This is a genomic window from Streptomyces sp. NPDC032822 (assembly GCF_055578825.1).
The window spans coordinates 1-6951 of the sequence record NZ_JBVIOL010000046.1 but is presented as its reverse complement, the minus strand read 5'-3'; the positions used below and the strand labels follow the sequence as shown (position 1 = coordinate 6951).

Sequence of the window (6951 nt, the reverse complement as noted above, 5' to 3'; positions counted from 1 at the left end):
TGTTGGCCGGTGGCCGGTAACCGGCCAACGCGGGTCCGCCCCGGGGGCGGACCCGCTTTTCCTGCCCTGCTCCGCAGAAGCTTCGTTTCCTCCCCGGCTGAAGCCGGGCGTATCCACGAAGAAACGCCCCGATGGCATTCGCCTCCGACCAGCCCACAGCCCGCCCCGGCTACCCGCCAACCGCCATCCACAGCCGCACTTCCGCACGGCTGCCCGGCGCCTCCCCATCGGCGTACCTGAAGCTCTACGGCAACGCCGACCGGGCTTCCGAGGTGCTGACCTCTCATCTGCCGCGGCTGCTGATCGGCTTCGGTACGAGGGCGCCGGACTTATGGTTCACCCGTTACGCCGACCCCGACAGCCACGTGCGCCTCCGCCTGAATCTGCGGTCTGCGGACGCCTTCGGCGAAGCAGCAGAACGCGTTGCGACATGGGCATCCGAACTGCGCAGTGAGGGCCTGATCGACCGAGTGCAGTGGGACACCGAAGCCCCGGAGAGCGGCCGGTACGGATCAGGAACCGTCCTGGAAGCCGCCGAGCGGTACTTCACCACGGACTCCGCCGCAGCCCTCGCACAACTCGTCCTGCCCCTCGCCGACAGCCACCGGCCAGCCCTCACCGCTGCCAGCACGGTCGACATCGCCACCAGCTTCCTCGGATCCCCACAAACAGGCTGGACGTGGTTAACGAACCACTTCCTCAAGAACGAAGGCGAAACCGCCCCACGCGACGTCCAAGCCCTGGCCGTACGCCTCAGCGCTGCCCCCGACACCGCAGCCAGCACTTTCCGGGAAATCCCGCGAGGCGCCCACGTCGCCGACGTGTGGGCGCTGCGCCGTACGCACCTGTCGGCCTACCGGCAGGCCCTTGAAGAGGCCGGACACGATCCCGTCAGTGTTCTGCCGTCCCTGCTCCACATGCACCACAACCGCGCCGCGGGCTTCGGCGCCGGCGCCGAAGCCACCTGTCGCCGCCTGGCACGCACTGCCGCGCTGTCCTGGATCACCCGCTCACAAGGAGCCCCGCAGTGACCGCCGCCCCGCCTGGCACAAACCCTGCCACCCGGCAGTCTCTCGCACACGGCCCTCTCGGGGCCGCCCTTCTCGACGTCGAGCGGGCCGCCGCCGGGCTCACCACGTTCCAGGTCGTGCACCGCAAGCTCGCCGTCGCGGGCCCTCTCATCGACGGAGATGACGCCAACCTGTTCCTCGGCGCCCCCGCCATGGCCTTCGTCCTGCACTTGGCCGCCGACAAGAGCAGCTGCTACAGCGGCGCCCTTCACACTCTGGACAACGTCATCGCGGCCCACACCCGGCGTCGCGTCGACGCAGCGCACGCACGCATCGACCACGGGCGACAGACAGCCTTCGCCGAGTACGACCTCTTCCGGGGCCTGACGGGGATCGGTGCCCTCCTGCCGCTCCGGCAGCCCCACGGCCAAGAACTGCAGCGCGTCCTGGAGTACCTGGTCCGGCTCACTGAGCCAATGGCCGGTTCCCAAGGACGGCCGCTGCCCGGCTGGTGGGCCGGCCATGCCCCGGCCGACAACGAGGCAGCCACCCCCGGCGGACACGCCAACGCCAGCCTTGCCCACGGCATCACGGTTATCTAGGGTTGCAAGTGACTCTCGCAGGTCAGCGGGAAATATGTCCTTCTGTCACATGAGTTACGTGGCTGACTCTTGGAGCGTACGGCCCTGCTCAGGGCCTCGCCAGAGGGAGGTCGGGCATCTGCGGGTGGCGCAGGTACTGCCCGCCGTCGTAAACATGCAGCCGAAACGTTTCCGGGCTCGGCCGACCCGCCGCGTCGTAGGCGCTCAGGACCGTCTCAATGCAGTCCCACAGCTTGACCGGACCGCCTTGTCGTACCTGCCAGGTTCCGTTGTGTGGGGTGAGGGTAGCGGCGGATCCAGTGATGACGTCGACGAGGTGCACCACCTCGCCGACCATGGTCATCTGTGCGTCCGGCGCGGCGCTTTGGGCGAGGAACCGCAGATGGAAGGCTTCCTTTGTGGTGGCGGTGATCCGCTCCGGGCTGTGCTTCGCCGTGTGGCCGGTCTCGGGGAGGCCGGCGGCCCAGTGGGCGGGGTTCCCGAACGCCGGGGCGGCGTGCGTCCGCGCGGACATGAAGGAGACGGTGCCGCTGAGCAGTTGGCCTTCGGCGGTGCCGTCGTCCCCGACGGTCAGCAGGACGCGGGCGTATCCGTAGAGCCAGCCGCTGAGGGTGAGGAGGATTTTGCCTCCGGGCCGGGTCTGGGCGATGAGGGCCGGAGGGACGGCGCGGAAGGAACAGGCGGCCACGATCCGGTCGAAGTGCGCCTCGGGCCAGTACCCGTACAGCCCGTCGGCGACCGCGAGCGTAGGGGTATAGCCCAGGCCGAACAGTGCGTTCGCCGCCGTCTCCAGGCGGTGCGGATCCACCTCGATGCTGGTGAGGTTGGCGGAACCGAGGCGTTCGCACGCAAGCGCGGTGGAGTAGCCGGTCCCGGTGCCGATCTCCAGCACCGTGTGCCCCTCGGTGACATCCGCGTCCGCCCACATCCGCAGCACGAGCGACGGCAGGGTGGACGATGAGGTCGGGGCCCCGCCGTGCCGGACTGTCGGCTGTTTCCAGTCCACTTCGTCGCCGTCGAACTGCGTGATCAGCGTGGTGTCGGAGTATGCGGCGGCCAGCCACCGGCCGTAGTCGAGTTCGGCGGTGACTGGCTCCCACACGGTCATCCCCTGCCCGTTGCGCTTGTCGGCGGGCAGGTAGAAGCCGGGTACGAACCGATGCCGGGGCACCGTCTGGACCGCCTGGTGCCAAGCCGGATCGGGGAAGACGTCATCCGTGGCGAGGGACTTCGTCATGGCCTCGCGCAGGCGGGCCGCGTCGGTCTCAAGGTCAGCGGGCATGGCCATAGGCCACCGCCTCCTTTCTGCTCAGGATGTCGGCGAACGCCTCGGTGATAGCGGGGGCTTCGGGCAGCCAGCCCCATTGCCCGTTCGGATTGCACTCAATGGCCGTCCAAGATTCGGGCAGGTGTTCGTCTCCGGTGAGGGCGAAATCGAAACAGCCGAAGGCCAGGCCGAACGAGGCCAGGTAGCTGTGCAGCGCGGCCTCGATCGGGGCCGGGACGCTGACAGGTGTGTGGATGAGGTTGTTCCAGTCGCCTCGGCGCCAGTCCAGGGCACCGTCCGGCGCTTCGACCCGGCTGGCGAACACCTGCTGCCCGACCACGGTGACCCGTGCGTCGCCGGTCTTGGGGATCTCGGCCTGGAACAAGTGCGGCATCACGGTGAGCGAGTCGTCGAAGGTGTCCGGATCGACGCGCTGGGCCCAGATCGCTCCGGCGTGCCCGTCTTCACCTGCGAGCAGGCCGCGGAACGGTTTGTAGATGATGCGGTCGTGCTCAGCGGCGAACTTCCGTGCCTGCTCGGCGTCGTTGGTGACGAGCGTCGCCGGGATGGTGAGACCGAGTTCGGCGAACCTTTGCAGTTGGGCGGGCTTGAAGTCCGCACGGCTGACGGCGGCCGGGTGGTTCACGTAACGAGCGCCGCGCAGGTTGTGCAGGATACCGCCGAGGCCGTGCCGAGCCTCGGCGGTGGCGAAGTCGCGCTGCTGGGCGGGCAGGTGGGCGAACCGTGCGGAGTACGGAGTGGGGCGGCGGTAGTACACCGCCGCCACCTCCCGCAGTTCCACCTCGCGGCTTGCCGTACGCAGCCGCCCGCCCCATACCGATGCCCCGGCGCCGATGCGGGCGCCGAAAGTCAGTTCGGGCCCGATATCGGCCGGGTCGACCCGGGCGACGGGCACCTCGCGCTCGTTGAGTGCGGCGATGACCAGGTCGGCGGTGACGTCTTCCAGGGACGTGACGACCAGAACGAGGGGAGCCACTGGTCAGTCCGACTCGTAGTCGGTGGTGTTGTCGTCCTGGCTCTGCGGCTGCGGATTCTGCCCGTCGCCGCCGCCGGACACCGAGGCGGTGCCCTTGGTCCTGTTGGTGCCATGCTTGCCCATCTCCACCACCTGGCCGGCGGCGTCGGTGTAGCGGGCGGTCTGCGTGGCCCCGTCCAGCGTCACTGCCGCGTACGGCGGCGGACCCACCGGCAGCCGGTCGGTGACCAGTCGCATCGCCCACGGAGCCTCGGGTGCAAGTGTCACCATGCGAAATCCCCTTCCCTCACATCAGGCGGGTAGCCGGACGGCTCCCGCCTGAACAGAATCTGCCCACCGCACGAGCTCTGACCAGTAGCGTAGGTGTCGCGAACTGTCGCGGAATAGCCACGCTCCGTGACATCACGTCGGGAGGGCGAGCACCCTATGGCCAGTAGGACCAGCAACCCGCACCTCGCCCTGTGGATCGCTGCGACCGGCCTGTCTCACGGCGAGATTGCCCGCCGGGTCGCCGCCGAAGCGGTTCGCCAAGGTCACCGCCAGATCACCCCGGACGCCACCCGCGTCCGCCGCTGGATCGACGGCGAACGCCCCCGCCCGCCGGTGCCCACTTTGCTCGCCGCCGTACTCTCCGAGACGGTCGGCCAGCCGCTCACTCCCGGTGATCTTGGCCTCACGGCCGTCGGAGCGGTTCTGGATACGATCCAAGTCCCGCCGCTGACCGAAGCAGCCGCCCAGACCCTGGCCGGATGGACGCAGATGGACCTGATCATGGACCGCCGCGAAACCCTCAAGCTCGCTGTTGGGGCCCCGCTGATCCTCGCTGCCGAGCGGATGCTGGGGGGCACAGCCCGGCCCTTGAACCGCGCCCACCAGGGATTCGACACCGACACCGTCACCGCGCTCGAAGAGGTCACCGCGTTCTTCACCCGAGCCGACGCCACCAAGGGCGGCGGACTGTACCGCTCCGCGATCGTCGCCCAGCTCGCCGAAGTCGCCCGCCGCATTCAAGACGGCGTTCCGGCCAGCCTGCGGGCCCGGGTCTTTGCCGCGACCGCCGACCTGGCCGCGCTCGCCGGATGGGTCAGCCACGATTGCGGCCGGTATGCGACGGCACAGCGCTACTGGAGCTACGGCATCTACGCGGCGGGCGAGGCCGGGCAGCGCGACCGAGGAGTGGAGATCGTCACCCGCATGTCGCACCAGATGATCTACCTCGGTCGCCCGCGCGATGCCCTCGACCTCCTCGAAGTGGCCGCCGCGAAGGCTGACCGGCCTGCGGCGAAGGCCCTGGTCGCCTCGCAGACCGGCCGGGTGCATGCGGCCCTCGGCGATGAGTACCAGGCCGAGACACATCTGGGCACTGCCGACGATCTTCTAGCAAACGGCCTGGGCGAGGTGCCCGCGTGGGTGGCGTACTTCGACGCCGCCGAACACGCCGGCGCCCGTGCCGTCTCCGCCCGCGACCTCGCTGCACTCGGCCGTCCGCACGGTCCCGCGAGCGTCTGCTTCCACGACGCGCTGGAGCTGCGGGCCCCTGGCTTCGACCGGGTCCGCGTCATGGACCGCGTCGGGCTGGCCGCCGCGCTGTTCGACGAGGGAGAGGTCGAGCAGGCCGCGCCTGCTGCGCAGCAGGCGCTGGACGACGCTGCCCGTATCGACTCGGCGCTCGTGGCCTCCCGGCTCAACACCCTGCTGGACGCCGCCCGCCCTTACCGCACCCCCTCGGTCGAAGAGGTCCGGGGACGGGCGAGAGACCTCGCCGCCGCCAGGCCGACAACGGTCGCGGCCTGAGACCATCGGAATCATGGGCAAGCACCGCCGACCCGGGCCACCGAACCAGCCGTCCCGCGCCACCACGCACGTCGACCCCGCCGATCCCTTCACGCCGTACGAGAAACGGCGCCGCCCGCCCTTGGATCAGTACCGCCGCGACCGACCGCTGCACGGCGGTGCCAGCCACCTCCGGCCAGACGAGCCCAGGGCCCTGGAGGAGTGGGATGGCTTCTCCTACGCTCCTGCCGGGACGGCGCCCGACCTCGCGGCGGCCCAGGCATGGGTGCATGCACTGGAATTCGGCACCGTGGACGGCGAGGAGTAGAAGACGCGCTGAGAGGTTCACGTCATGGGGCGTCACGGTTCTGGTCGCGCATCATGTTCCGCAGGGCCTGCCGGGCGGAGATCAGGTCGTCCTGGGCCTCGGTGAGTGCAGTCTGCAGGCCGTCCCGGTCCGCTTCGGCGAGGGTCAGCTTGTGGGCAAGCTCCTGGTTTGCCGCGGTGAGTTCGTTGATGCGAGTGACGAGTTCGGCATGGCCAGCCTGGCCGACTTGCTGTCCAAGTCCGCGCTAAACCTTTGCCTTGAGCCGGTCCCGCTCCTCTCTGAGGCGCTTCAGCTCAGCTCGTGCCAACTCCAGGTCGACGGCGAGGCTCGCAGCACTGGCTGAAGTGCCGGACTGCCGTTCGCGTCGCTGACTCCCCTTCTGGCCCTTGCGGGCAGCCTCGATGTGCTCGCGCACGCCCTCGGCGTAGACGAGCCAGTTCGAGACTCCAGCGTTCCTGGCCACGCCCAGGAACGTGATCGGCTCGCCTTGCGCCTTCATGTCCTCCACAACAGCGAGGACCTTGGCCCGCTTGGCCAGGCTGTCCTGCTTCCGCGCCTCGCGCAGCACATCGGCCGGGGTGCGCTTGGCGGTCATGCGCTGGCCCCATCAGCAGGACGGACCATGGGCATGGGCAGCGGCACCCGCCCGGAGCGGGCGACCCCCGCGCGCAGGCGGCGCAGGACCTTGCTGGCTTCCTCGACCTCGTGGCGTTCTTCGTCGGACATGGAGTCCATCTTCGCCTTCATCTTCCCGATGACCCGCAGGTAGTCGGCGATCTCGCCCTACATGCCCTTGATCGTGTATTCGGCCGCGCCCATGGCGCGGGCCACTTCCAGGTTCGCCTTCAGGCTGCGGACCTGGTCCTCGATAGAGGGGAGGTGACTCCTCCCCCGGCTGAAGCCGGGGGCTTCTCGCTATGCCGGGTTGGCGTTGCGATGGACCAGCCCGGCCCGTAGAACGTTGATGGCGCCCA

Annotated in this window: 9 protein-coding genes; 4 read left to right on the top strand and 5 right to left on the bottom strand. The window is 69.4% G+C overall.

Translation table 11 applies throughout. From position 1 onward, the window contains the following. The first annotated feature begins 131 nt into the window (after positions 1-131). Complete coding sequence (locus ACZ5VD_RS43730) at positions 132-1031, top strand: thiopeptide-type bacteriocin biosynthesis protein (RefSeq protein ID WP_468686065.1); 900 nt, start codon at positions 132-134, stop codon at positions 1029-1031. Beyond that, positions 1028-1612, top strand: a complete 585-nt coding sequence (locus ACZ5VD_RS43725; RefSeq protein WP_468686064.1) for a lanthionine synthetase LanC family protein — start codon at positions 1028-1030, stop codon at positions 1610-1612. The genes ACZ5VD_RS43730 and ACZ5VD_RS43725 overlap by 4 nt, the downstream gene beginning before the upstream one ends. 88 nt (positions 1613-1700) lie before the next feature. Here ACZ5VD_RS43725 and tgmC read toward each other — a convergent pair whose 3' ends face one another. The 3 genes from tgmC to ACZ5VD_RS43710 are packed head-to-tail and all read right to left on the bottom strand — an operon-like array spanning position 1701 to position 4146. Further along, positions 1701-2900 (bottom strand): ATP-grasp peptide maturase system methyltransferase, encoded by a 1200-nt coding sequence (tgmC, locus tag ACZ5VD_RS43720; RefSeq protein WP_468686062.1) that lies wholly within the window; start codon positions 2898-2900, stop codon positions 1701-1703. Then, on the bottom strand, positions 2884-3876 hold the full coding sequence (gene tgmB, locus ACZ5VD_RS43715; protein WP_468686061.1) for an ATP-grasp ribosomal peptide maturase: 993 nt from the start codon (positions 3874-3876) through the stop codon (positions 2884-2886). The genes tgmC and tgmB overlap by 17 nt, the downstream gene beginning before the upstream one ends. A 3-nt stretch (positions 3877-3879) precedes the next feature. Beyond that, a complete protein-coding gene (locus ACZ5VD_RS43710) occupies positions 3880-4146 on the bottom strand; it encodes a putative ATP-grasp-modified RiPP (protein ID WP_468686059.1) in 267 nt (88 codons plus the stop codon). 156 nt (positions 4147-4302) lie between these two features. Between ACZ5VD_RS43710 and ACZ5VD_RS43705 the strand changes: the two genes are divergently transcribed. Both ACZ5VD_RS43705 and ACZ5VD_RS43700 read left to right on the top strand, forming a co-directional pair. Continuing rightward, positions 4303-5670, top strand: coding sequence for a Tat pathway signal protein (locus ACZ5VD_RS43705; protein WP_468686058.1), 1368 nt, complete (start codon positions 4303-4305; stop codon positions 5668-5670). A 13-nt stretch (positions 5671-5683) separates the two neighbouring features. Further along, positions 5684-5977 (top strand): DUF6087 family protein, encoded by a 294-nt coding sequence (locus ACZ5VD_RS43700; protein WP_468686056.1) that lies wholly within the window; start codon positions 5684-5686, stop codon positions 5975-5977. 244 nt (positions 5978-6221) lie between these two features. On the opposite strand, the gene ACZ5VD_RS43695 is transcribed toward ACZ5VD_RS43700, so the two are convergent. Then, complete coding sequence (locus ACZ5VD_RS43695; protein ID WP_468686055.1) at positions 6222-6572, bottom strand: DUF6262 family protein; 351 nt, start codon at positions 6570-6572, stop codon at positions 6222-6224. Then, a complete protein-coding gene (locus tag ACZ5VD_RS43690) occupies positions 6569-6703 on the bottom strand; it encodes a hypothetical protein (RefSeq protein WP_468686054.1) in 135 nt (44 codons plus the stop codon). The genes ACZ5VD_RS43695 and ACZ5VD_RS43690 overlap by 4 nt, the downstream gene beginning before the upstream one ends. Positions 6704-6951: the final 248 nt, after the last annotated feature.